The 25,326-nt window shown below is 64.9% G+C and carries 17 protein-coding genes and 1 tRNA gene; 7 read left to right on the top strand and 11 right to left on the bottom strand.

The features are described from left to right. The first annotated feature begins 112 nt into the window (after window positions 1-112). Entirely contained in the window at window positions 113-838 is a 726-nt protein-coding gene (gene ubiG / locus AC3WS4_RS21660) for a bifunctional 2-polyprenyl-6-hydroxyphenol methylase/3-demethylubiquinol 3-O-methyltransferase UbiG (RefSeq protein ID WP_492740360.1), read from the top strand. Next, window positions 835-1,428, top strand: a complete 594-nt coding sequence (locus tag AC3WS4_RS21655) for a YdeI/OmpD-associated family protein (protein WP_492740359.1) — start codon at window positions 835-837, stop codon at window positions 1,426-1,428. The genes ubiG and AC3WS4_RS21655 overlap by 4 nt, the downstream gene beginning before the upstream one ends. A gap of 96 nt (window positions 1,429-1,524) precedes the next feature. Here the strand turns inward: AC3WS4_RS21655 and AC3WS4_RS21650 are convergent, their stop codons facing one another. The 8 genes from AC3WS4_RS21650 to AC3WS4_RS21615 form a co-directional block, all read right to left on the bottom strand. Beyond that, window positions 1,525-2,196 carry a glutathione S-transferase family protein gene (locus AC3WS4_RS21650; RefSeq protein WP_187140240.1) on the bottom strand — a complete coding sequence of 224 codons (672 nt, stop codon included), beginning with the start codon at window positions 2,194-2,196 and terminating at the stop codon, window positions 1,525-1,527. Between the two features lie 71 nt (window positions 2,197-2,267). Then, window positions 2,268-2,705, bottom strand: a complete 438-nt coding sequence (locus tag AC3WS4_RS21645) for a hypothetical protein (RefSeq protein ID WP_492740358.1) — start codon at window positions 2,703-2,705, stop codon at window positions 2,268-2,270. 264 nt (window positions 2,706-2,969) lie between these two features. After that, window positions 2,970-7,499: a glutamate synthase large subunit gene (gene gltB / locus AC3WS4_RS21640; RefSeq protein ID WP_492740357.1), complete on the bottom strand. Its 4,530-nt coding sequence runs from the start codon at window positions 7,497-7,499 to the stop codon at window positions 2,970-2,972. A 31-nt stretch (window positions 7,500-7,530) separates the two neighbouring features. Beyond that, entirely contained in the window at window positions 7,531-8,691 is a 1,161-nt protein-coding gene (locus AC3WS4_RS21635; RefSeq protein WP_492740356.1) for a DUF2059 domain-containing protein, read from the bottom strand. Between the two features lie 23 nt (window positions 8,692-8,714). Further along, window positions 8,715-10,157, bottom strand: coding sequence for an NAD(P)-dependent oxidoreductase (locus AC3WS4_RS21630; protein WP_492740355.1), 1,443 nt, complete (start codon window positions 10,155-10,157; stop codon window positions 8,715-8,717). 158 nt (window positions 10,158-10,315) lie between these two features. Continuing rightward, window positions 10,316-11,116: an undecaprenyl-diphosphate phosphatase gene (locus AC3WS4_RS21625; RefSeq protein WP_492740354.1), complete on the bottom strand. Its 801-nt coding sequence runs from the start codon at window positions 11,114-11,116 to the stop codon at window positions 10,316-10,318. A gap of 106 nt (window positions 11,117-11,222) precedes the next feature. Next, window positions 11,223-12,113 (bottom strand): hypothetical protein, encoded by an 891-nt coding sequence (locus AC3WS4_RS21620; RefSeq protein WP_492740353.1) that lies wholly within the window; start codon window positions 12,111-12,113, stop codon window positions 11,223-11,225. An 82-nt stretch (window positions 12,114-12,195) separates the two neighbouring features. After that, complete coding sequence (locus AC3WS4_RS21615; protein WP_492740582.1) at window positions 12,196-13,134, bottom strand: complex I NDUFA9 subunit family protein; 939 nt, start codon at window positions 13,132-13,134, stop codon at window positions 12,196-12,198. Between the two features lie 195 nt (window positions 13,135-13,329). On the opposite strand from AC3WS4_RS21615, the gene AC3WS4_RS21610 reads away from it, so the two are divergent. Further along, a tRNA-Leu gene (locus AC3WS4_RS21610) sits at window positions 13,330-13,416 on the top strand. Window positions 13,417-13,589: 173 nt separating this feature from the next. Then, the gene (locus tag AC3WS4_RS21605) at window positions 13,590-14,825 is read left to right on the top strand and encodes a tyrosine-type recombinase/integrase (protein WP_039575702.1); all 1,236 of its coding nucleotides are present in this window, start codon (window positions 13,590-13,592) and stop codon (window positions 14,823-14,825) included. On the opposite strand, the gene AC3WS4_RS21600 is transcribed toward AC3WS4_RS21605, so the two are convergent. Further along, a complete protein-coding gene (locus tag AC3WS4_RS21600; protein ID WP_039575699.1) occupies window positions 14,822-15,022 on the bottom strand; it encodes a helix-turn-helix domain-containing protein in 201 nt (66 codons plus the stop codon). The two genes, AC3WS4_RS21605 and AC3WS4_RS21600, sit on opposite strands and share 4 nt — an antisense overlap. Window positions 15,023-15,172: 150 nt before the next feature. Between AC3WS4_RS21600 and AC3WS4_RS21595 the strand changes: the two genes are divergently transcribed. The 3 genes from AC3WS4_RS21595 (at window position 15,173) to AC3WS4_RS21585 (ending at window position 22,642) form a co-directional block, all read left to right on the top strand. After that, the gene (locus AC3WS4_RS21595) at window positions 15,173-16,162 is read left to right on the top strand and encodes a DUF7146 domain-containing protein (protein ID WP_456114829.1); all 990 of its coding nucleotides are present in this window, start codon (window positions 15,173-15,175) and stop codon (window positions 16,160-16,162) included. A gap of 32 nt (window positions 16,163-16,194) precedes the next feature. Beyond that, the gene (locus AC3WS4_RS21590; RefSeq protein WP_039575697.1) at window positions 16,195-18,213 is read left to right on the top strand and encodes a ParB/RepB/Spo0J family partition protein; all 2,019 of its coding nucleotides are present in this window, start codon (window positions 16,195-16,197) and stop codon (window positions 18,211-18,213) included. A 133-nt stretch (window positions 18,214-18,346) separates the two neighbouring features. Beyond that, a complete protein-coding gene (locus AC3WS4_RS21585; protein WP_039575694.1) occupies window positions 18,347-22,642 on the top strand; it encodes a strawberry notch family protein in 4,296 nt (1,431 codons plus the stop codon). A gap of 553 nt (window positions 22,643-23,195) precedes the next feature. Here the strand turns inward: AC3WS4_RS21585 and AC3WS4_RS21580 are convergent. Beyond that, window positions 23,196-24,209 (bottom strand): taurine ABC transporter substrate-binding protein, encoded by a 1,014-nt coding sequence (locus AC3WS4_RS21580; protein WP_158514388.1) that lies wholly within the window; start codon window positions 24,207-24,209, stop codon window positions 23,196-23,198. Between the two features lie 5 nt (window positions 24,210-24,214). Continuing rightward, a complete protein-coding gene (locus AC3WS4_RS21575) occupies window positions 24,215-25,051 on the bottom strand; it encodes a dienelactone hydrolase family protein (protein WP_158514389.1) in 837 nt (278 codons plus the stop codon). Between the last annotated feature and the right edge of the window lie 275 nt (window positions 25,052-25,326).

Raw genomic sequence — 25,326 nt, 5'->3', positions numbered from 1 at the left:
ATTTTGCGGCGCTCGGCTGTTAGGGAAGGGGGCGGGGGAAGGCAAGACCGGCAACGCACACGGCGGATAGAATTTCTTGCGCCGGTGATGCCCCGGTGCCACATCAACGGCCATGAGCACCGCTACGATCAACCCGAACGAAGCCGCGCATTTCGGGGCGCTCGCCGCCGACTGGTGGGACCCGCATGGGTCGTCGGCGATGCTGCACAAACTGAACCCGGTGCGGCTGTCCTATATCCGCAGCCAGATCGACGCGCATTGGCACGGCGACACGCGCGAGCGGCACCCGCTCACCGGAAAAAGTGCGATCGACGTTGGGTGCGGCGCCGGGCTGCTCGCCGAACCATTGGCGCGGATGGGCGCCGGGGTAACGGGGGTGGATGCGGCGCCCGAGAATATTGCGGCGGCGCAGGAGCATGCGGCGGGGCAGGGGCTGGCGATCAATTACTTCGCTGGCGAACTGGCGGCGCTGCCGGCGGCGACCTTCGACCTCGTCACCTCGATGGAGGTCGTCGAGCATGTCACCGATCCCGCGGCGTTCATCGGCGAACTCGCGGCGCGGCTTGCGCCCGGCGGGCTGATGATCCTGTCGACCCCGAACCGGACGATGCTGTCGAAACTGCTGCTCGTCGAGGCGGCCGAGCGCGTCGGCGCGGTGCCGCGCGGGACGCACGACTGGGACCAGTTCCTGAAGCCCGAGGAATTGACGAAACTGATGGAAGGTGCGGGGCTGGAGGTCATCGACCGGACCGGGCTGTCGCCGTCGCCGGCGAAAGGCTTCAAGCTCGGCGGCAGCGAGGCGCTCAATTACCTCGTCACCGCGCGGTGGCCGGGATGAGCCGCGATCCGCGCGTCGATGCTTATATCGCCGCGCGGCAGGCTTTCGCGCAGCCTATCCTGAACCATTTGCGCGAACTGGTGCACGCGCACGCACCCGGCGCCGAAGAGACGCTGAAATGGGGCGTTCCGCATTTCACGCTTGGCGGGCAGAACCTCGCCGGCATGGCGGCGTTCAAGGGCCATGCGACCTTCGGTTTCTGGCGCGACGAAGAGGTCACCGGATCGCCGCGCGATACCGATGCGATGGGGAGCATGGGGCGGCTGGCGACGCTGGCCGACTTGCCGTCGGACGAGGTGATGGCGGCCTATATCGCCAAGGCGGCGGCGCTATGCGCCGAGGGCAAGGCCAAGCGTCCGGCGCCGAAACCCAAGGCGGCGCTCGACCTGCCCGACGACCTTGGCGCGGCGCTGGGGGCCAATGCCGCAGCGCAGGGGCATTGGGATGCCTTTTCGCCGGGCAAGCGCCGCGACTATATCGAATGGGTGCTTGAGGCGAAGCGCGAGGAAACGCGCATCAAGCGCATCGAAACGATCGTCGCGCAGGTCGCCGAGGGCAAGGACCGCAACTGGAAGTATAAGAGCTGCTGAGTTCGTGTTCCCCGGCAAAAGCCGGGGCCCGGATCGCACAGCGCTACATCGCATGGACCCCGGCTTTCGCCGGGGAACAGCGACTTCCTCGCCGCGTCAGAAGTCCACATCCTCATAATATTTCGGCGGCGTCACGATTTCCATCCGCTCCGCCAGCAGGGGGCGGAAGGAGGGCCGGGATTTCAGCCCTGAATACCATCCCTTCGTCTGCTCATGCCCGGTCCAGTCGATGCCGCCGAGATAGTCGGCGACCGAGATATGCGCGGCGGCGGTGAGGTCGGCGAGGCTCATCGTCGCGCCGGCGAGCCAGGTGCGGTGGTCGATGAGATAGTCGACATAGTCGAGATGCTGGTTCGCGGCCTTCATCGCCTCGCGCAGCGCGCCGCCGTCGGGGGGCTGGCGGTGGACGATGCGCTTCTGCATCCGTTCGAACAGCAAAGGTCCGGTGACCTCATAATAGAAATCCTGATCGAACCAGGCCGACAGACGACGGATTTCGGCGCGATTGGCGGCGGTGCCGTTGATCATCGCCTTGCCTTCGACCGTCTCCTCGAAATATTCAGCGATCGCCATGCTGTCGATCAGCACCTGCCCGCGCGCATTGTCGACCATCACCGGGGTCCGCCCGGCCGGATTCAGGTCGATGAATTCGTCTCGGCGCTCCCATGGCGATTCGCGCACCAGATCGTAACCGACGCCCTTTTCACCGAGCAGCAGGCGGATTTTGCGCGAAAAGGGGCAGAGCGGATATTGGTAAAGTTGCCACATGGCGTGGGCATAGCGGCAGGGGGGCGCGGCGCGCAACGGCTATGGTGCGTTGCGGCGCCGCAGGCTGTGGATCAGCGGCGCGCGGCGTCGCGTTCGCGTTGCCATTGCGCCGCTAGATCGCGCGCCATATCCTTGAGAACCGGGGCATAAGCAGCAGCGGTCGTCGCGAGCTGGCCCGCCATGCGCGAGGTGGCGCGGACGTCGTCGCCCATGCGCCGGCCGGCGTCGGGGTTGCTGCCCGTCACCTCGCCCAAAGTTGCATCATGGGGAATATAAGCTGCGTCCGACTCCGGATCGACGCGCGCGATCGCCTCGGCAAGGGGGCCGATGTTGGTGCGCATCAGCGCATCGACGAGGATCGTCACGGAGTCGGCCATGCGATCGGCCTCGACAGGATCGGTCAGCGTCGCGGCGGCATCGCGCACATCGGCGGCCTGCGCCGGAAGCGGCGCGGCGATGGCGAGCAGGGGAAGGGCGGCCAGGGCGAGTTTGGGGGTCCAGCGGGTCATCGGCATCTTCCTTTCCGGGAAGGGTGCGGGGTCAGCGAAAGCGGGGTGTATGGAGACACAACGCTTTCGCTGGGCTGAACATGGCAGGAGATGCGGTGGGACGATGCGGGGGTGGGGCAAAGCGATCCTCCCTGCGGCGAAGCCGTGGGGAGGTGGCAGCGCGGAGCGCTGACGGAGGGGCGATAACGCAACGTCGCGGCCCCTCCACCACCGCTTCGCGGCGGTCCCCCTCCCCATCGCTTCGCGACAGGGAGGACTATTTGGCTATTCCGCCGCCACAACCGCCATTTCCTCGTCGCGCAGCGGGTGCGACAGGCGGCTGACCATTTCCTTGGGACAGACCTGCCAGAATTGCCCGAGCCAGCGGTCCCAGTCGGCGAGCACCTCGTTCGACCATTTGCTGCCGGTGGCCTTGGCATGATCCTCGACCAGCGCCTTGAGCACGCCTTCCCAATGGCGGCTTTCGATGCGCTGCCAGACGATCGATTCGGGGTTGGCGCGGCGTTCGAAATGGTCGTCGGCGTCGAGCACGAAGGCCATGCCGCCGGTCATGCCGGCGCCGAAGTTCGAGCCTACGGTGCCGAGGATCACCGCGATGCCGCCGGTCATATATTCGAGGCCGTTGGCGCCGCAGCCCTCGACGACGACGTTGGCGCCCGAGTTGCGCACCGCGAAGCGTTCGCCCGCCTGCCCCGCCGCGAGCAGGGTGCCTGCGGTCGCGCCATAGAGGACGGTGTTGCCGACGATCGTGTTGTGCTGGCTGACCAGCGGGCTCGACACGGTCGGGCGCACGATGATGCGGCCGCCCGACAAGCCCTTGCCGACATAGTCGTTGGCGTCGCCGAACACTTCGAGGCTGATGCCCTGGCACAGGAAGGCGCCGAGCGACTGGCCCGCGGTGCCGCGCAGGCGGACCTGGACATGATTGTCGGCGAGACCCTTCATCCCGAAGCGCGCGGTGACTTCGGCCGACAGGCGGGTGCCGACGGCGCGGTGGGTGTTGCGGACATTGTAGGTCAGCTGCATCCGCTCGCCGCGCTCGAACAAGGGCTTGGCGTCGCTCAATATCTGCGCGTCGAGGCTGTCGGGCACCGGGTTGCGGAGCAGGCCGTGCGAGCGGCGCTCGTTGTCGGGGGCATCGACCTTGGCGAGGATCGGGTTGAGGTCGAGGTCGTCGAGATGCTCGGCGCCGCGGCTGACCTGACGCAGCAATTCGGTGCGGCCGATCACCTCGTCGAGGCTGCGGTAGCCGAGCTTGGCGAGGATTTCGCGCACCTCCTCGGCAATGAAGGTCATCAGGTTGATGACCTTCTCGGGGCTGCCGGTGAACTTGGCGCGCATCTTTTCGTCCTGCGTGCAGACGCCGACGGGGCAGGTGTTGCTGTGGCACTGGCGCACCATGATGCAGCCCATGGCGACGAGGCTCAAAGTCCCGATGCCATATTCCTCGGCGCCGAGGATCGCGGCGATGACGATATCGCGCCCGGTCTTGAGCCCGCCGTCGGTGCGCAGGCGGATGCGGTGGCGCAGGCCGTTGAGGGTGAGGACCTGGTTGACCTCGCTGAGGCCCATTTCCCAAGGGGTGCCGGCATATTTGACGCTGGTCTGCGGGCTGGCGCCGGTGCCGCCGGTGTTGCCCGAGACGAGAATGACGTCGGCGTGCGCCTTGGCGACGCCCGCCGCGACGGTGCCGATGCCCGCCGAGCTGACGAGCTTGACGCAGACCCGCGCGCGCGGGTTGATCTGCTTGAGGTCGTAGATGAGCTGCGCCAGATCCTCGATCGAATAGATGTCGTGATGCGGCGGCGGCGAGATCAACATCACGCCGGGGGTCGAGTGGCGCAGCCGCGCGATGAATTCGGTGACCTTGAAGCCCGGAAGCTGGCCGCCCTCGCCGGGCTTGGCGCCCTGTGCGACCTTGATCTCGATCTCGTCGCAGGCGCCGAGATATTCGGCGGTGACGCCGAAGCGCCCGCTCGCGATCTGCTTGATGTTGCTGTTGGCATTGTCGCCATTGGCATAGGGCTGGTAGCGTTCGCTCGCTTCGCCGCCTTCGCCCGATACCGCCTTGGCGCCGATGCGGTTCATCGCGATCGCCAGCGTTTCATGCGCCTCGGGCGAGAGCGCGCCAAGCGACATGCCGGGGGTGACGAAGCGCTTGCGGATTTCGGTGATCGCTTCGACGCTGTCGAGCGCGACGCCCTGCGCCGGATAGTTGAACTCCATCAGGTCGCGCAGATAGACCGGCGGCAGGTCGGCGACGCCGCGCGCGAACTGGAGGTAGGTCGAGTAACTGTCAGTCGCGACGGCGGTCTGCAGCAAATGCATCAGCTGCGCCGAATAGGCGTGGGTCTCGCCGCCCGCGCGCTGGCGATAGAAGCCGCCGATGGGCAGGGTGGTGACGCGCTTGTCATACGCCGCCTCGTGCTTCTCGGTCGCGTTGATGAACAGCGATTGATAGCCTTCGCCCGAAATCTTTGCCGGCATGCCGGGGAAGAGGTCGTTGACGAGCGCGCGGCTGAGACCCACCGCCTCGAAATTATAGCCGCCGCGATAGGAGGAGATCACCGCGATCCCCATCTTGGCGAGGATCTTGAGCAGACCGTCGTCGATCGCCTTGCGGAAGCGCTTCAGGCAGTCGTCGAGCGCCAGTTCGCTGCCGAACAGTCCGCGCGCCTGGCGATCGGCGATCGCGGCTTCGGACAGATAGGCCTGCACGGTGGTCGCGCCGACACCGATCAGCACCGCGAAGGCATGGGTGTCGAGCACCTCGGCCGAGCGGACGTTGATCGAGGCATAGCTGCGCAGCCCCTTGCGGACGAGATGGGTGTGGACGGCGGCGGCGGCGAGCACCATCGCCATGCCGACGCGGCCTTCGCCCAGCTTTTCGTCGCTCAGGAACAATTCGCTGCGCCCGGCGCGCACCGCATCCTCGGCTTCGCGGCGGACGCGCGCGATCGCTTCGCGCAGGGTCGAGGCATCGCCGCCGACCTTGAAGGTGCAATCGATGTCGGCGACCGCGTCGCCGAAATAGGCGCGCAGCCGGTCCCAGTCGTCGCCGACCAGCACGGGGCTGTCGATGACGAGGACATGATCGCTCTGCCCCTTTTCATCGAGGATGTTGGCGAGGTTGGCGAAACGCGTCTTGAGGCTCATCACATGCCGTTCGCGCAAGCTGTCGATCGGCGGGTTGGTGACCTGGCTGAAATTCTGGCGGAAAAATTGCGCAACGTGGCGCGGCTTGTCCGAGATGACCGCGAGCGGGGTGTCGTCGCCCATCGAGCCGATCGCTTCCTTGGCATCCTCGACCATCGGCGAGAGGATCAGCTCCATATCCTCCATCGTCAGCCCGGCGGCGACCTGGCGCCGCAAAAGCTCGCTGCGGTCGAAGGCGGGCAGGGTCGATTTGCCGCCCCTGGGCAGGTCGGCCATGCTGCGGAAGCCTTTCACCCGCGACGCATAGTCGTGTGCGCCGGCGATCCGGTCCTTGATCGCGCGGTCCTCGTAGAGCGTGCCTTCGTCGAGGTCGACCGCGATCATCTGGCCGGGGCCGAGGCGGCCCTTCTTGCGGATGCTCGCCTCGGGCAGCAGCACCATCCCGCTTTCGGAGCCGACGACGAGCAGATTGTCGACGGTGAGCGTGTAGCGCAGCGGGCGCAGCGCGTTGCGGTCCATGCCGGCGACCGCCCAGCGGCCGTCGGTCATCGCGAGCGCGGCAGGGCCGTCCCACGGCTCCATCACGCTGGCGAGATAGGAGTACATCGCGCGGTGGGTATCGGGCACCTCGGCATCGTCACCCCAGGCTTCGGGGACGAGGATCAGCTTGGTCGTCGGCGCGTCGCGGCCGGCGCGGCACAAAGCCTCGAACACCGCGTCGAGCGCGGCGGTGTCCGACGCCCCCGCGGGGATGACCGGTTTGATGTCTTCGCTATGCTCGCCGAAGGCGAGGCTCGCCATCTTGATCTCGTGGCTCTTCATCCAGTTCTTGTTGCCGCGGATCGTGTTGATCTCGCCATTATGGGCGAGGCAGCGGAAGGGCTGGGCCAGCCACCATTGCGGGAAGGTGTTGGTCGAATAGCGCTGGTGGAAGATCGCCACCCGGCTTTCGAACAATTTGTTCGTCAGGTCGGGATAGAAATCGGCGAGGCTCTCGGCGAGGAACAGCCCCTTGTAGATGATCGAACGCGCCGACAGGCTGCAGATGTAGAAATCGGCGATCTGCGCCGCGACGACCTTTTTCTCGATCCGGCGGCGGACGAGGTAGAGGCGCTTTTCGAACTCGGCGAGCGACTGCGCGTCGGGAAGCGGCCCGGCGATCATGATCTGCTCGATCTCGGGCCGCGTGCGCTGCGCCTTGTCGCCGATCACCGACACGTCGACCGGCACCTGGCGCCAGCCATAGATGGTGTAGCCTGCGTCGATGATCTCGGATTCGACGATGGTGCGGCAATGTTCCTGCGCATCGAGGTCGGTGCGCGGCAGGAAGATCATCCCGACCGCGAGCCGATTGGGCAGCGCCTTGTGCCCCGACGCGGCGATCGCATCGTCGAAGAAACGCACCGGCAGGTCGACGTGGATGCCCGCGCCGTCGCCCGTCTTGCCATCGGCATCGACCGCGCCGCGATGCCACACCGCCCGCAGCGCCTCGATCGCCGCCTCGACGACGCGGCGCGAGGCCTTGCCGTCGGTCGCGGCGACCATGCCGACGCCGCAGGCGTCGGATTCCATGTCGGGGCGGTACATGCCCTCGGCTTCGAGCCGGGCATGTTCGGGAGTGGGATAGTGGGTCATCATGCAGTCCTGACGGTGTCTTGTTTTGTGGCGCCTATTCGGCGGTGTCGGGCAGGCCGAGCTTCTTGCGGGCGTTGGCAGCGGCGGCGGCCTCGGCTTCATAGGCGGCCGAGGTCGCTTCGCTGACCGCAGTTTCGAGCGCCTCGACCTTTTCGCGATCGGCGTCGGACCAGTTGCTGCGGTCGTAGCCGGCGTCGAAGTCGCCCGCGGCGTCGACCGCCGCAGCGGCGGCATCGGCAGCGGCCTCGACGGCAGTGTCGTCATAGGCCGCGGCATCGGTCGCCTCCATCGCCGCATCGTCGACCGATTTGTAAAGGTCACGCTGGTCCTTGAGCGTCTGGACATCGACCTTCATCAGCCCGGCCAGCCTGGTGAGGTCGGCGTCGCTGAGGTCGGCCATCTGCCGCTCTTTCGGCAGGTCCTTGAACTTGCCTTCCAGTTCGGGAGCACGGTCGATCCACTTGTTCGCCATCGGCGGCACCGATTTGATGATGGCGAGGATGATTTCGGGGTCGGCCTGAAGCGCCATCCATTCGCTGGCATAGGCGCTGCCCGCCGGGGTCGCGAAAAAGGCGTTCATCTGGTTCAACTGGTCGGCGCTGAACTTGCGGGCAAAGGCGTTCGCCATGCCTTCGCGCATCGGGACTTCGAGGTCGCGGAGCACTTCGCTGATCAGCGGCTTGACGTTGGTCATGATCTGCTCTTCGCGCGCCTTGCGGTTCGGGTCGAAGATGTCGGCGATCTTTTCCTTGGTCACGTCGTCGAGCGCCGAAATCTTGTCGGCTTCCACGCCGGTCTTGTACGACAGCATGATGTCGGACATGCCGCCAAGCTCGCCCATCAGGCCGCGGAACAGTTTGCCGTAAAGATTGTCCATCATCTTTTCGAGGCTGCCCGTCGGAACGAGCGCACCCGTCGTCTTTTGGGCGATGGCCAGCTGCGCGGGAGCGATCGGCGGCAATTTGTCGGTGCCGAAGATCTTCTCGACCATCGCGATGGCCTGATCCATTTCCTTCTGCATCTTGGCCTTGGTCTGCGCGAGGCCTTCGGGCGAGGAGGGATCGACATAATCATCGGCCGGCACGTCGACCGCGATCACTTCGGCGGCCGGCGCTTCCTTGGGCGCGGCGGCGTGGGCGGTCAGCGGCGCAAAAGCGATCGTGCCGGCGAGCAGCATGGATTTCCAGGTCGACATAATGTGATTCCTTCCCCTGATGGTCATGCCGCCTTCATTTCGCTTTCCGCGCGGACTTTCAACCATTTCGCCATCTGGTCGCTGACATCGCGGCCGTCGCGGATGCCCCAGACGACGAGGCTGGCGCCGCGCACGATGTCGCCGGCGGCGAAAACGCCGGGCAGGCTGGTCATCATCGTCTGATGATCGACGCGCAAAGTGCCCCAGCGGGTGACGCTGAGGTCGGGCGCGCCGAACAGATGCGGCAGTTCCTCGGGATCGAAGCCGAGCGCCTTGATCACCATGTCGGCGGGGATGTCGAACCGGCGGCCGGGATCGGCCTCGGGGCTGCGGCGACCGCTGGCGTCGGGGGCGCCGAGGCGCATGCCCGCGACCGCGACCTCTTTGACCGCCTTGTCGGCGGTGAAGCTTTCGGGGGCCGAGAGCCAGACGAACTCGACGCCTTCCTCCTCGGCATTGGCGACCTCGCGCTGCGACCCCGGCATATTCTCGCGGTCGCGGCGATAGAGGCATTTGACCGACTTCGCGCCCTGACGCACCGCGGTGCGGACGCAATCCATCGCGGTGTCGCCGCCACCGATGACGACGACATGCTTGCCCTCAGCATTCAGGCTGCCGTCGTCGAACGCGGGAACCGCGTCGCCGAAGCCCTTGCGGTTCGAGGCGACGAGATAGTCGAGCGCGGCGATGACGCCCGCGGCTTCGTTGCCGGGGACCGCGATCTCGCGCGCCTTGTAGACCCCGGTGGCGATCAGGATCGCGTCATGTTTCCGGCGCAGTTCGTCGAGCGTCGCGTCGGCGCCGACCTCGAACCCCAGATGGAAATGGATGCCGCCGGCTTCGAGCCGCTCGATGCGGCGCATCACGACGTCCTTTTCGAGCTTGAAGCCCGGGATGCCATAGGTCAGCAGTCCGCCGGCGCGATCGTGGCGGTCATAAACATGAACCTCATGCCCCGCGACGCGCAGATATTCGGCGGCGGTGAGGCCCGCGGGGCCGGCGCCGACGATGCCGACCGACTGGCCGGTGGGTTTGCCGGGATGCACGGGTTCGACCCAGCCCTCGGCCCAGGCGGTGTCGGTGATATATTTCTCGACGCTGCCGATCGTCACCGCGCCATGCCCCGAAAATTCGATGACGCAATTGCCCTCGCACAGCCGGTCCTGCGGGCAGATGCGGCCGCAGATCTCGGGCATCGTCGAGGTCGCGTTGCTGAGTTCATAGGCCTCGCGCAGCCGCCCCTCGGCGGTCAGGCGCAGCCAGTCGGGAATGTGGTTGTGGAGCGGGCAATGCACCGAGCAATAGGGCACCCCGCACTGCGAACAGCGCGCGGCCTGCGCATCGGCGTCGGGCGCGGCATAGCGCTCGGCGATTTCGCGGAAATCCCGCGCGCGCTCTTCGGCCGAGCGCTTGTCGGGATAGGATTGTTCACGCCCCACAAACTGGAGCATGCGATCGGCAGCCATGCAATTTCCCCTTCGTTGCGGGGCGATTGCATCGTCAAATGCCCCATGTCACGCAAGAAATGCATGATAGGGAAGTTTTACTGACCTAAATATCGAGCTTGCCGAGCAGAAGAAAGTCTCCCGCGCAACTATCTTACATTAAAAGGTCCGATCCGGCCCTATCTCATGGTCAGCCAGACCAGCGCGGCGGCGCCGACGATGATTCGGTACCAGGCGAAGGGGGTGAAGCCATAGCGCGTCACCACCGCGAGGAACGCCTTGATCACCACCCAGGCGACGATGAACGAGACAAAGGCGCCGACCCCGATCAGGCCGAGGTCGTTCGTCGTGATCGCGTCGCGATGCTTGAACAATTGCAGTGCCGTCGCGCCGGTGAGCGTCGGCAGCGCAAGGAAGAAACTGAACTCGGCGGCGGTCTTGCGGTCGACGCCCAGCGACATCGCGCCGAGGATCGTCGCGCCCGAGCGGCTGACCCCGGGGATCATCGCGATGCACTGGACGAGGCCGATCAGCACCGACTGGCGCACCGACAGATTGGCGACCCCGCCGCTCTCCTTTGGCTTGGCATAACGTTCGACGAGCAGGATCGCGAAGCCGCCGATAATCAGCGCCCAAGCGACGACCACCGCATTTTCGAGCAGCACTTCGATATAATCGCCGAGCGCGAGGCCGAGCGCGACCGCGGGGACGAAGGCAAGCGCCAGGTTGCGGACAAAGGCGATCGCGACCGGATCGCGGCGAAAGAAACCGGTGAACATCTCCCAGAACAACTTGCGGTAGAGCACGACGATCGCGAGGATCGCCCCCGGCTGGATCGCGATGTTGAAGATCGCCCAGCGCGACGCGTCATAACCGAGCAATTCGGTCGCGAGGATCAAATGCCCGGTCGACGATACCGGCAGGAATTCGGTCAGCCCCTCGACGATGCCGAGGATGATGGCGGTGATGATTTCGTTCATGGGGTCCTGCGACGATGGCTCTGAAACAAGGCGGGGGCGCCCGACCGATGTCGGACGCCCCCGTCCTGTCTCTGCCCTAAGGACAGCCGCGCGGCTTGGCCAGTCGCTATTTGAACCGTGCGCCGCAGGCTTTCAGCACATTGGCCGGCGGGCCGAGGTCGAGCGCCTGTTCGAGCAGCTTCTTCGGGCTGCCGGCGAGCGCGAGGTCGGGCATCATGCCGCCGTCCTGCAGCTTCTTGGTGACGGCCTTCGCCATCGCGCCTTCCTCGCCCTCCAGCGTTCCGAGCAGTCCGGCGTTGAAGCCGCACGCGGCGACCGCCTGGCCTTCGTCGGCGGGCAGCGTCACCGCGGTGGTCGCCGCGGCCTTGGGATATTCCTTGACGCAGGCGTCGGTCAACGGCCCGACCGCGCCCGACGCGATCGCCCATTCGACCTTGCCCGCCATCGCATTCTGCGCCGCCGCCATGCCGCCGTCCTGGTTCGCCGCGGCGATCAGGAAATAGGAGGATTGCGGGTTCATCAGGACGTTTTTCTGGAGCGCCGCGAGGTCGCTCGATCCGTCGCCGAACGCCGCGGCGACCGCGACCGCGGCGCAGGCCGCGGGCTTTTCCTTCGGCTCGGTCGGCAATTTCGGTAGCGGCTCGGGGTCGCCGAGCGCATAGGCCGCCTTGCACTGGTTGAGCGTGCCGAGCCAGTTGCCGCCCTTCAGCGTGTCCTGGATATCGCCGAGCAGCGCCTTGCCCTTTTCATCGTCGAGGCCGGTGGCGCTGAAGAAGCCCGTCTTGTCGACGATGGTCTGCAGCAGGTCCTGCCGCCTTTTTTCCTCGGCCACCCCCTTGCCGCTGCCCGCCGCGGCATAGGCCAGCGCCGAACGACCGCATATGGTCGCGCGCTCGGCGGCATCCTTCGGCAATCCATGCAAATCGGCCGGCGTATTGTCGCAGCCAGCCAGAACCAGCGCCGCCGTCAGCAGCGCGGCCATCCCCCCATATTTCATCGTACACCCCCGCAAAGCAGAAGCGACCCCGGCTCAGAGTAACAGCTTTTGCGATTGGCGCCAGAGGGCGCGCGGGCAGGGGTTAGCGTGCGGCGAGTTCGGCGAAGCGGCCGTTGCGGCGATATTGCACCAGCCAACCGTCGGCGACCGAGGCGAGCGACGCCGGCACGATGCCGAGGTCGCCAAGCCCCGCCGCGTCCGCGGCGACGACATTGTCGTGCTGCAGCATCAGCCATTGGTCCTTGGTGATCGGCGCGCCCGGCGCCCAGCCGAAACCGTTGGCGAGCGCCGCGGCGACGGCGTCGGGCACCTCGACGAACAGCGGGCTGCGCGCCGTCGCTTCGGCGATCCAGCGCTGCAATTCAGCCATTGTCAGCACCTGCGGCCCGCCAAGCTCGAACGTCCGGCCCGCCGCGCCTGCGTCGAGCGCCGCGACCACCGCATCGGCGACGTCGGCGACATGGACCGGCTGGAACTTCGCACCCGGCGCGATCACCGGGACGACCGGAAGCATGCGGATCATCCCCGCGAAGCGATTGATGAAGCGGTCCTCGCGGCCGAAGACGATCGAGGGACGCAGGATCGCCGCGGCGGGGAAGGCGGCGCGGACCAGCGCCTCGCCATCGCCCTTGCTGCGGCCATAGGCCGAGGCGGCGCCCGGGTCGGCGCCGATCGCCGAGACATGCACCAGCGCCGCGATGCCGGCGGCTGCGGCCGCCTTCGCGATATGGCCGGCGCCTTCGGCATGGACCGCAGCCATGTCGTCGAAGCTGCCGACGAGGTTGATCACCGCGTCGCTGCCCTGGATCGCGCGCGCCACGCTGGCGGCATCGCGAACGTCGGCAGCAACGAACTGCGTCTGGCCAAGCCCGCCGAGCGGTTTCAGGAACACCGCCTTGCGCGGCTCACGCTCGGCGATGCGCACCCGCGCGCCGCGCGCGAGCAGCTTCTGCACGACATAACGGCCGATGAAGCCGCCGCCGCCGAGCACCGTGATCAATTGTCCGTCGAGATTTCGCATCATATCAGCCCGTGGTGATTCTGTCCCGGCACCGTCCGCCGTCCGCTTCCCCATGCCGCGAAGCGATGATGCGGGCAAGGGGAGAGCGGGACGGCTGCACCGGAAAGCGCCACTTTTCGATAAAATGCAGCGAGCCGGTTGCAGCGCGGTTGACAAGGCGCGTGCCGCGCCGCTAAGCGCCCGCTCCTACCCCGTGCCCAGATGGCGGAATTGGTAGACGCACCAGCTTCAGGTGCTGGCGATCGCAAGGTCGTGGAGGTTCGAGTCCTCTTCTGGGCACCAGTGACCTTTCCGGCAACGTCCGGGAATGTCCAGCAAGCGGCTGGTTTTCCACCGTTTTTTCGATGAGAATCGCTGAATGGAATCCAGGCTGATCCAGCCGGAACCATCAGCATACCATCAGCTTTGATGGTGTTTTTGATGGTTCCGGTCAGCCTCTTGCAGGTGAAACCATCATGACGCTTACCCACATCCAGATCTCGAACGCCAAGCCCATGGAAAAGGCCTATAAAATGGCCGATTCGGATGCGCTGTACCTCTTGGTAAGGCCGAACGGGGCCAAACTCTGGCGAATGAACTATCGGCACCTCGAACGGCAAAAGACGCTCTACTTCGGGTCTTGGCCGGACGTCGGGATTTCCGCCGCCCGTGAGTTGCGAGACGCGGCCCGCAAGAAAATCGTCTCCGGTCTCGACCCGGCCGCGGAAAAGAAGGTCGAACGGATCACCCGAAAGATCGCCGAGGACAACACGTTCAAGACGATTGCGGCGGAATGGCTGGCGAAAAACGAACGGGAAGAGCGCGCGGCCGTCACGCTTCGCAAAATTCGCTGGCTTCTCGATATCGCCAATCCATTGATCGGCAGCCGGCCGATCTCAAAAATCACGCCCCAGGAAGTTCTGGCCGTTCTCCGAAAGGTCGAAGCAAATGGCCGGTATGAAAGTGCCCGTCGAATGCGCAGCGTTATTAGCAGAGTCTTCCGCTATGCAATCGCCACCGCAAGGGCCGACCGTGATCTCGCGGCTGACCTGCGCGGCGCGCTCACGGCACCCAAGGTAAAGCACCACGCCGCGATCACGACCCGCAAGGAAACAGGGGCGCTCTTGCGCGCTATCGAAGGATATACCGGTCACGAAATCACGGCGATTGCGCTGCGACTGACTCCGCATGTCTTCGTCAGGCCGGGGGAATTGCGACAGGCGGAATGGACAGAGATCGATGTCGAGGACGCGGTGTGGACGATCCCGGCCGACAAAATGAAAATGCGTCGCCAGCACTGTGTTCCCCTGTCGAGGCAGGTTCTCGAAATGCTTGAAGTACTGCACGGCCTCACCGGCCATGGGCAATTTCTGTTTCCGTCGTTTCGGACCTCCCGGCGGTGCATGTCCGAGAATACGGTGAGCGCGGCACTGCGTCGCCTCGGCTATAGCCGCGAGGAGATGACGGCGCATGGGTTCCGATCGACAGCAGCCACGCTCCTCAACCAGATGGGCATGTGGCACCCTGATGCGATCGAGAGGCAGCTCGCCCATCTCGATGCCAATGCGACCCGCCGTATCTACACGCGAGGCGAATATTGGGATGAGCGCGTCCGCATGATGCAACATTGGTCCGACTATCTGAACGAGCTTCGCGATGGCGCTCAAATTCTGCGACCCGCTTTCGGGAAACCGGCGAACTCAAGTGGCTAGCCGCCGGTCAGCGCCTTGAGGCTCTTGAATGGAATTAATGTGGACCGGCCGACCTTGACGGTGTCGAGGTCGCCGGACTCGATGAGTTCATATATTCGTGATCGACTGATGCCGGTAAGCTTGACGGCGGTCGAAATCCGCACCGTTAGGGGCTCGACAAATACGATCTCGACCGGAGCGTCATCAGAATCCCGCATCTTTCGTGTCCTCGCAACGAGACATTTTTGCGCGCGGTTCCAACGCAGCTTTCGCCGGCTCGAGTATTCCCGGCGCCACGTTCGTCACAAGGGTTAGGGCATAAATCTGCCGGTCGGCGGCATTCCTGCGCCGCGGGGGCAATCGGACCAATGCTGCAGCCAAGCCGAGCGAGGAGGAAGAGAGGGGGGGATTGCGTGTCCGTCCTGATGAAGAGGCTTGCCATGCCTGCTGGGTTTTCAACGTCTCGAAAGCCAGAACTCGAGGTCGCCGGGGCTGCTCTTGTGCGCCGCTTAGGCGGGGCTTGGTCAGGCGATTCTGGCATGTGCTGCTGTCCTGCTCATGACGATCGAACGCCGAGCCTGTCGGTCAGGGTTGGCGAAACACGACTTTTGTTCAAATGCTTTGCCGGCTGCGACATTTCCGATGTGCTCCGGGCTCTCCGTCGCGACGATCTGACCGCCCTCGACGCGCATGACGGCAGGGGTGTGCCATCCTGCCTGCCTAAGGAATGGCTACAGCGGCGTGCCCGTGAGCTGTGGGGCATTGGTCGGCCAATAAATTGGACAATCGCGGAGACCTATTTGCGGAATAGGTCGATCGATATTGCACCTGACTGCCTGCGCTTCGCTCCGCGAACGCCGCTTGGCAGGGGGCGACTGGCCGTGTTCCGACCGGCGATGCTCGCCGCGGTAACAGATGATTCGGGATTGGTGGCCGTCCACCGGACCTTCCTGGATCGCAAGGGCCGACGCGCGCGCGACCTCCAGCATCCTCGCAGATTGCTCGGTCACCCCCGCACAGGTGCGGTTCGACTCGCGCCCGCCACTGATACACTCGGAATTGCCGAGGGCATCGAGACAGCGATCTCGGCGATGATCCTCCTCGGCATTCCGGTCTGGGCTGCGCTCGGCAATGAGCGCATCCCACGTATTGCTACGCCAGATTCGGTGTCGCGTCTCATCCTGTTGCCCGACAACGACCGTGCCGGCCGCCTCGCCGTGCCGCTCGCCATGAAGGCGCAGGCGGTCTCCGGACGGCGTATCGAGACGATCTGGCCATGGAACGATCGGAACGACTGGAACGACGTCCTACGACATGGAGGGAAGGGAGCGAGGGACTGGCGGCGCCGAGCGGCCTGAATGGTCGGGCCATCGCCGCCAGGAGACAGACTATGACATTTCCCATCATATACGCTCTCGCGCGCAATTGCGTCGTGTCGCCGCTCAATGTCCGAACCGAAAGCGACCCGGATGCCGATGCCGAACTGGAAGCTATGATCGGCCAGGCCGGCTTCATCATCCAGAATCTGATTGGCACCGCTGTCAAGCGCAAGAAGGATCAGTACAGCATCTTCGGCGGCGGGCGCCGTCTCACGAGGGTGCACGCGCTGATCGAGAAGGGCGAGCTTCCGGAAGATTTCAAAGTACCGGTCATGGTTCGGCCCGACACCAAGGACGCGATCGAACTCAGCTATGCTGAAAATCGCAAGCTGCCGATGAGCGCTGCGGACGAATGCATGGCGTTCAAGAATATGATCGAGAAAGAGGACAAGACTGCGGCCCAGGTAGCGGCGCGCTTCGGCAAAACCGAGCGTTTTGTTCTCGGTCGCGTCCGTCTCGCGGACCTGCACGAGACAGTCTTCGATGCGCTGCGCAAGGGCGAAATCACCCTCGAAATCGCGAAAGCCTATGGCAGCACGTCGGACACAGCCCGACAGGCCCGTGTCTTCGAGCAATATCGCGAGAGCTATTACCGTAATGACCCGTTCACCATCCGGCGTGAGCTCGCCGCCGGCAACTATCGAGGCAACGACCCGAAGGCTTTGCTCGTTGGACGCGAAGCCTATGTCGAAGCGGGCGGGCGGATCGACTCCGACCTCTTCTCCGACAGCGCGTCCGAAAACTGGATCGACGGCGACGTCCTCGACCGGCTCGCCGATGAGAAGCTTGCGGCGGAAGCTGAATCGATCCGCGCGCGCGAGGGCTACGCGGAAATTCGCGCGGTCCCAATGACGCGCATCTCGTTCGCGGATTATGACGGCCTCCGCCCGGTCCGCGGCGAGATCCCCGAACCGACGGCAGAGGAGGAAGCGCGGTGCGCCGAGATCGAGGCCGAGATGAACTCCATCGCCGAATCCGCTGACGAGAGTGATGACGGCATCACCGAGGACGAGGAACAGCGGTATCGCGAACTCGAATCCGAACTGAGCGGCATCCAGAATCGACCGGCAGTCCTCACCGAAGACCAGAAAGCCGCGGCCCTCGCCTTCCTCGTCATCGGCGAAGACGGCCAGCCCCGCGTTCATCATCAGGCCTACATGGTCCCGAACGAGGCCGACGAAGACATCGATGGCGACGAAGATGACGACGGCGACACCGAAGGCTCTGTTTCGGCGAAACCGTCGATGAGCCAGCGGCTCATCGACGAACTCGCGACGATGAAAGCCGAGCTGCTCCGGGTCCATGTCGCAAGCGATCCGCGCTTCGCGCTCGATCTCGGCACGTTCGTGATGGTCGATGCGGCTTTGCGGCGCTACGCCTCCGATCTCGCGAGCGACCTTCGCGCCGACTCTGCGCCGTCGCGCGTCATTGGCTTCGAGAGCGGATCGCTCGCGGCTGACGAATGGACGAAGCTCGAAGAGGGGCTCGATCGAAGCTGGGTCCAGCCGAACATCGGCGTCGCCGGGCGCTACGATGCCTTCTGCGCGCTCGGCGAAGAAGCGCGTGCGGCTTGGCTCGCCTGGGCGATTGCCCGGACGATCCATGCGGTGCCCATGAAAGATTCCGCCAGCGGTTTCGTCGATCATCTCGGTCGCAAGCTCGAGATCGACGTCGCCGCCTGGTGGCGCCCGACGGCCGCGAATTACTTCAAGCGGCTGACCAAGAGCTCCATCATCGACCTCTTCCAGGACATCGGTGGCAGCGAACTCAGCCAGCGCTACGGGGCATCGAAGAAGGACTTGCTCGCGTCCTCGGCTGAACAGCTCTTCGCCGGGAACATCATCGTCGAGGCGGACGTCAAGGAAAAGGCGCTTGCGTGGCTCCCTGACGCCATGCGCTTCGAGCACCCGGTCGCCGAACCGGTGAACGATGATCGCGATGACGAAATGACCGACGCCGTCGATCCCGAGGCGGCGGGCGATCCTGCCGATGATGTCGACGAGGACGAGCAGCTCTCCGACGCGGCCTGATTCTCCGTCCGGCCTATTGGGTCGCGGCCACACGCCGCGGCCCCTCTTTTCCTGCCATTCGCGTCGGGAGGAGAGGGGGAAGGGCGATGGCAGCGGGGGCGTGTTGCTCCCGAACTTCTTCAGGAGAATTGCCATGACCCTTCCGCTTCTGAGGCTTGCCGAAATCCCGGATACCGCGGCCCGAGAAAACGCCGAACGCCTCTATGGCGTCGCGCGCGCACTGCGCGACCGGCTTGCTGTTCCGCAATCGGTGACTCGCTCCCTGCTCAAGCGGTTGATGACCGAAGCGTTCGGCGGGTCCGATGCCGACGGGCGCTGGTCGATGCGCGATGCCTATGACGCGCTCGAAGCCGCGCAGGCTTCTGACACGCTCGCGCCCGACAATGAACCGAACCCGGACTGCGCGCCCGAAGATGATTTCGCGGATATCCTCGCGTTTGAGAAGGCGCTGCCGACCCAGACCTACCGCAGCGAGCACCAGATCGACATGCAGCAGTTCAGCACGCCCGCCGCGCTGTCCTGGCTAGCGGCCCGAACGGCGGCGATCATGACCGACGATCATGTGCTCGAACCGTCGGCGGGCACGGGCATGCTCGCGGCGCACGCGATTGCCGCCGGCGCGAGCGTCTCGCTCAACGAGCGCGATCCCTGCCGGGCGGCGCTGCTTTCCCTCGTGACGAGCCGCGCGGTCACGACCCATGACGCCGAATTTATCAACGACCGACTGCCGGCGGATGTTCGGCCCACCGTCGTCCTGATCAACCCGCCCTTCAGCCGTAGCGAGGCGCGCGGCCAGGACCGTCATGCCGGGGCTCGCCATCTTCGCTCCGCGCTGCTGCGTCTTGCCGAGGGCGGACGCTGCGTCGCGATCATGTCGCCGACCTTCGCGCACGATGCGAGCGGTGCGAGCGGCTATGTCTCCGTCGCCGAAATTGCCCGCCCGCGCGTCGAGATCACGATTCTCGGCCGCCCCTATGCGAAGCATGGTACCAGCGTCGCTATCCGCCTGATCGTCTTCGACAAGGGCTGGATCGGCCAAACTGAGCGACACACGGTCGACACGATCGAGGCGGCGCTGCCGATCGTGCTCGCGCTTCCGCCGCGGCTTGACCCGTCCGACGAACCGCCGCCCGCGTCCCCGGCGGTGATCCCGATGCGGCCCGCGCTGGGGCCTTCGTCGTCTTCGCTCTTCTCCGGCCTCGCTGGCCCCAGGATCATTGCGCCTTCACGGATTGCCGCCAAGGATGATTCGGCGCGGCCGCTCGCCTATTCGGTTCGCGATACGCCGTTGCCGGTCGGCGATCCGGTCGGCATCTACGCGCCCTGGCGGCTCGCCCGCATCGATATTCCGGGCGCGAAGCCACACCCCGACAATCTCGTGGAATCGCTCGCCATGGCGTCGGTTCTGCCGCCGATCCCCCAATATCGTCCGCTCTTCCAGAAGCGGGCGAGCGAGTCGCTGTCCGACGCCCAACTCGAAGCGATCATCTACGCAGGCGATGCCTTCTCGCGCGACCTGCCGAGCCGGTTCGTCACCAACACCGCCGGCGACCTGCTGATCGAGGATTCCGAAGGCCCCGCCTATCGCATGGGTTTCTTCATCGGCGACGGGACGGGCGTGGGCAAGGGCCGCGAAGGCGCTGCGATCATTCGGGACCAATGGAACTGCGGCAACCAGCGCGCGATCTGGATATCTAGGGGCGCGACGCTCCTTGAAGATGCCCGGCGCGACTGGAGCGCGCTTGGCGGACTTCCGATCGATGTCCAGCCGCTCGACGCCTTTCCGCTCGGCCAGCCGATCGGCATGGCGAGCGGCATCCTTTTCCTCACCTATGCGACGCTCCGGTCCCAGCGCCACGACCAATGCTCGCGCCTGCAGCAGATTCTCGAGTGGACTGGCGCAAACTTCGAAGGCGTGATCCTGTTCGATGAATCCCATTCGATGGGCAACGCCGCGGGCACCAAGGACGAGTATCGGCGGGCCAAGGGTTCCGAACAGGGCCTTGCCGGGGTCCGCCTGCAAAATGCGCTGCCGCGCGCCCGCGTCGTCTATGAATCGGCCACCGGTGCGACGAAGCCCGAAAATTTGAGCTACGCCTCGCGGCTCGGCCTCTGGGGTCCGGGCACCGCCTTTGCCAACCGTGACAGCTTTCTCGCTGCGATGACGGATGGCGGCATCGCCGCGATGGAAATCGTCGCCCGCGATCTCAAGTCCATGGGCCTCTATACGGCCCGCGCCCTCAGTTTCGCCGGCGTCGAATATGACCCACTCGAGCATCAGCTCACGCCCGACCAGATCGACATCTACGACGCCTATGCCGACGCGTGGGCCATCATCCACCAGAACCTCGACGAGGTCCTTATGGCATCGAACATCGTCGACCGCATGTCGGGCCAGACGATGAACGCCCAGGCCAAGGGATCGGCGCTCAGCCGGTTCGAGAGCGCGAAGCAGCGGTTCTTCTCGCAGGTCCTGATCTCGATGAAGATGCCGACGGTCGTTCGCGCTATCGAGGATGAACTCGCCACGGGCCATGTCGCCGTCGTCCAACTCACCAGCACGGCCGAGGCAATTCTCGGCCGCCGCCTTGCAGATCTTTCGCCCGAAGAACGCGCGAACCTGTCGATCGATGTCTCGCCGCTCGACACGCTGATCGATTATCTGAGAACGGCCTTCCCGACGCGCCAGATGCGCGCCTTTCGCGCGACCGATGGATCGATGCGCTCCGAGCCGATGCTTGACGACGAGGGCAACGGTGTCCTGTGCCAGGAAGCGGTCGACGCGCGCGACGAGCTGATCGAGCGGCTCTGCTCGATACCGCCGGTTCCGGCTGCGCTCGACTTCCTGCTCGCGCATTTCGGGACCGACATGGTCGCGGAAGTCACGGGACGCACGCGGCGCATCGTCGTCGACGGGCAAGGCCGGCAGAAGGTCGAGCGTCGCACGTCCAGTTCCAACATCGCCGAGACCGACAATTTCATGTCGGGGCGAAAGCCTATCCTCGTCTTTTCCGAGGCGGGCGGCACCGGACGCTCTTATCATGCCGACTTGGGTTGCCCCACAGCGCACAAGCGGCGCATCCATTTCTTGCTCGAGCCCGGGTGGCGCGCCGACATCGCGATCCAGGGCCTCGGCCGCACCCACCGCACCTACCAATCGATGCCGCCGGTGTTCCGCCCCGTCACGACCAACTGCAAGGGCGAACGTCGGTTCATCAGCACCATCGCTCGCCGCCTCGACATGCTCGGCGCGCTCACGCGCGGCCAACGCCAGACGGGCGGCCAGAACCTGTTCGATCCGGCCGATAATCTCGAAAGCTGCTACGCCCGCGAGGCCCTGACCCAGTGGTATCACCTTCTCCACGCGGGCAAGCTCGCGAGCGTCAGCCTCGAGAAGCTCCAGATCATCACCGGTCTGAAGCTCGTCGATGAGCACGGCACCTTGCTCGACAAGCTGCCGCCGATCCAGCGATGGCTCAACCGCATCCTCGCGCTGCGGATCGCGACTCAGAATGCGATCTTCGAGGAGTATATGGGTCTAATACAGGCCCGGGTCGACGCCGCGCGCGAAGCCGGAACGCTCGATCTCGGCGTCGAGGCGATCCGCGCCGAGCACATCGTCCCGATCTCGGAGCGGGTGCTCAAGAAGGACCCGGTGTCCGGCGCCGAAACCCGGCTGCTCCGCCTCGAGCTTCATCTGAAGCCGCACGTTACAGGATGGGCGCGCCTCGACAGAATCTGGGGCGGCACCACAGATGTCCAGTATCTCCGCAACAATCGTTCGGGACGCGTCGCCCTTTGCGTTCCATCCTGGTCGATTACCGACGACGAGGGGCGCCCAGTCAAGATGCTGGAGTTTGTCCGACCGACGGGTTCCAAGCGCATCCAACTCGCCGAGCTTTGGCAGACCTTCTGGAAGGAAATTGATCGCGACAGCTTCAAGGCCTTCTGGGACGTAGAGGTGTCCGAGGCGCTCGAGAAGGTCGATATTCATACGATCAGCGTTGCGACCGGCCTCCTACTGCCCGTCTGGAACAAGCTGCCGCAAGATGATGTTCGCGTCTGGCGGATCGATGACGCAGCGGGAACCTCGATACTCGGACGCATCGTGATGCCCGCGGCGCTCGAGAAACTGGAAACCGCATTTGGTCTTGAATCGTCCATCAAGCTTACCCCTGCTGAATTGATCGAGGCGGCGCGTGGCGGCGATGGCACACTGATCCCGGGCCTCCACGGCGCGCGCCTCGTTTCCACGATGGTGAACAGTAGCCGGCGCTTTGAGGTCCGGGATTTCCAGCCGCAGGATCGCGAATGGCTCAAGGCTCGCGGCGCGTTCAGCGAGGTGATCCAGTACAAGACGCGGCTCTTCCTTCCGGCTGAAAAGGCCGACGAAATCCTCGCAGCAATCATCGACCAGCGGCCGCAGTGAATCCAAAATCGAAGAAGGAGAACGCCATGTCTGGCTCGGGTCTGCCGGTCGATCAGGACTTTGTCGACCGCTTCAACACGGCCCTCATCGCGCTCCGGAGCGAGGCAATCGGAGCCGGGTGTGGCGGCGGAATTGTCCGCAGGGCCATCGAGACGATGCAGGTTCGCATGACAGACTGTGCATCTGCGACCATTCGAGTCCCTTTCGTTCCGGCAAACGCTCGTTTCTATCCACGCCGGTCTCGATCTTCGCCTCGCAGATCCGACCCAACTAATTCTGAAAGCCGACCTAACCCGTGGAATCGGTCGATGTCGTGATCTATTTTGCGGACGAACCGGAGTGCCTCCCTTCAGGAGCGCCGGTTGCGATAACGAGCATTCCAAACGGAGAAGCGACCAGTCGGCTTCGCGCCGGATATCGGTTGCTCTGGCGGTCGTCGCAGAATTCTGAAATCGGACAGAAAGTTTCGAGCATCGAATTCAGGCCGGCGTTGCCGATGAGCGCATCGGGTCCAAGAGGAACAGCTTGTATGCCGGGCGGAAGCCGGAAGTGTCTATTTTTGTGTCGTTTCAACGGCGTAGGCGTTATTCAGGAACCGTAGGTCAAAGAAATTGTCAAAGTTGCGGTCGTCCGGCACCTCTCTGATTCTGCCCCGCCCTGAGAGAAACCGCGCGATCGGATGGAGTGATCGTGCAAAGGCACCTGCATTTCCGTCTTGTCCCAGATATGCCGACGTCAATTGCTGGCGGCAGGGCAGGACTCCCGTGCCGCGCATCATTCGCGCAGCCTCCTGTGGATCGACACCCAGCTCGCGCTCGACGATTTGCGCCGTTTCCTCGGGGTGGTCATGCCAGAACGTGATCGCAGCGCATTCCGCTTGTACATAGCGGGCGACCAGTTCCGGCCGCGCCTCGGCTAGCGCCTTGGTTACTACGGCGATGTCGCCAACAGCCAGGCCATGTTTTGCCATGTCGCGATTGTCTATCAGGATACGGCCGCCATCTGCTACCATCTGATGAAGTGCCGTCTCCCAAAGCCAGGCGCCATCGATCTCTCGCCGGTCCCATGCGGTCCGCGCTTGCGATGGTGTCATGTCGACCAGCGTGACGGCATTTTCGGGAATATGTTCCAGCCGCAACAATGACAGCAGGAGATAGTAGGACGTCGACCCGAACGGAACCGCGATCCGCTTACCCGAAAGATCGGTGGGTGCGGAAATGGGGAGGTCGGCCCGCACGACCAAGCCTTCGACGCTGCCCAGCATGTTGAGGATGAAGAGGCCGCGATAAGGAAGTCCGGCCGATATGCCCGCCGCAGCGGGGGGTGTGCCAACGGCTCCGAAGTCGATCCGGCCGGCGGCAATGGCGGCGTTGACCTGTCCGCCCGTTTCGAACGGCACCCATTCGACTTTTAGCCCGGCCCGCTCGTGGAGGCCGAGCGCCTTGCTGACCAGTTGCGCGTTGGCAAGGCGCAGATAGCCGACGCGGATCGTTCCGGAAGGCGCCTCGGGCGCTGCCGCTATCGGTGATGCAAGGGCGATTGCGGCGATCAGGATCGCAGCAGACACGCGCTTCACAGCTCCCTCGCGAAGAAGGCGGTCATTTCGCTCATGAAGGCCTCGGCATCGCCGGGCCGGCTGCCGATCGTCACGCCCTTGCGCCCAAAACCGGCCTTGGCGGCATAGCTCGTGAAATCCTTCGCCGTCAGCGCCGGGTCGGCTTGTCCAGTGCGTGGATCGATATAGATGCCCGTATCGGTCATGTAGATGGTCGGAAAGGTCGTGGAGGTGATCGCCCCGGGGATCGGCGTCGGCGGGACGTCTGCCCTGTCGAAGGCGTGGAGAGCGCCGGGCACGATCCGCATCGACGCCGCCTGGCCGCCGACGATCATCGCGTGAACCGCATCCTGGCATTGCTGAAGCGACACCCAGTCGTCGCGGTCGCCCTGAAGGACGAGCAACGCCGCCCCTCCGGACAGGCGCGCCGACTGGAACTGCGTCCCGCACCAGGGATAGCCGGCGACCACCGCGCGCAGCCCCTTGCCTGGCCCCAGCACCGCCTCGGCAAAGGGCGCGGCGGCGGCCATCATCACGGCCGTGCCGCCACGGCTTCCGCCGAGCGCGCCGATCCGCGCCGGATCGATGTCGCCTCTGGACTGGAGATAGCGGACCGCCGCCAGCACGTCATAAGTGCTGGCGACCCAGGTCAGCCGTCCCTGATCGGCGATGGTGTCCGCGATTCCGCGCGCGCGGAACGGATCGATGAGCAGTACCGCATAGCCTGCCGAATTGAGTGCGGCTGCCTCGGCCAGATGGTGCGTGCCGATATTTCCACTGCCCGGCACCATGATGATCGCGGGCAGTTCCTTCTCGCGGCGGACCGGGAGGAATATCTGCGCATTGAGTGTCACCGCCGGTCCTGTTTCCCCTTGAATCGTGGCCGCCCACTCGGTGGGCGTGCGACTTTCGAACGAGATGATCGTTCCTTTGATACCGTTCGAAAGCGTGACTGGCGCGGAAGCAAAGCTTGCGCCGCTGACGGTCGGTAAGGGGGCGTCCGCCCCGGCGGCGCCCGACGTCGGGCTGAGGCTTGCCAGCAAGGTTGCGGCCAGTAATCGTACAAACATCGAGTATCTCCCCATTCGCGCATGCAAGAAGGCGAATATTGGCGCATGGCCTGCCGGGG

Source organism: Sphingopyxis sp. EU05-FHT14B03, from assembly GCF_058790875.1.
This window is presented reverse-complemented; position numbering and strand designations above follow the sequence as displayed.